Below are 627 nucleotides of genomic sequence, written 5' to 3'. Positions count from 1 at the left end.
TGACCGTAGGGGGTAAAGCCACGCAGGCGCCCGCCGCGTGGGCCCCAACCGCGCAGCGGTGCCATGTTGGTCTTGATCCAGGTCTCGTCGATGAACACCAGCCGCCGCGGGTCGAGGCCCGGCTGCCAGTTGCGCCAGTGGCGTCGCCGCCGCGCGATGTCGGCGCGGGCCTGTTCAAGCGCAAACAGCGTTTTTTTTGAAGCGAAGGCCCTCGCGCCGCAGGAACCGCCACACCGTGTCGTGCGACACTGAAACGCCCCGCGCCGCCAGCTCCGCCTTCAGCCCGTGAAGCGTCAGATGCGGCGTCTGGGCGATCCGCTCGGCGATGAACGCCCGGTGCGGCTCCAGCAGACATTGGCGGTGCCCGCCCATCTTTCCCGGCGCCACCGAACCGCTCGACCGGTAGCGCTGCGACCACTTCACCGCCGAAGAGGGCGCAATGCTGAAACGAGATGCCACCGACCGGCAGCTCTCGCCGGCGGCCACCGCCACCACTACGCGCTCACGAAGATCGTTCGAAAGAGGTCGACCCATCCGATGCTGGCCTCCCACCCAGCCAGCATCTTGAATCACAGAATCAAAGCTTAGGGAATCCGGACCGATTCAAGCTGACGCTGAACCGCTCTA

1 pseudogene is annotated in these 627 nt (G+C 66.3%); it reads right to left on the bottom strand.

From position 1 onward, the window contains the following. Positions 1 to 534 (bottom strand): annotated as a pseudogene (locus tag IEX88_RS26615) (transposase); the annotation flags it as partial. Positions 535 to 627 lie beyond the last annotated feature (93 nt).

The organism is Aureimonas glaciei (assembly GCF_014643375.1).
Taxonomy (GTDB): domain Bacteria; phylum Pseudomonadota; class Alphaproteobacteria; order Rhizobiales; family Rhizobiaceae; genus Plantimonas; species Plantimonas glaciei.
Note: the sequence above shows the minus strand (reverse complement) of the source record. Positions and strands in the feature narration are given on the sequence as shown.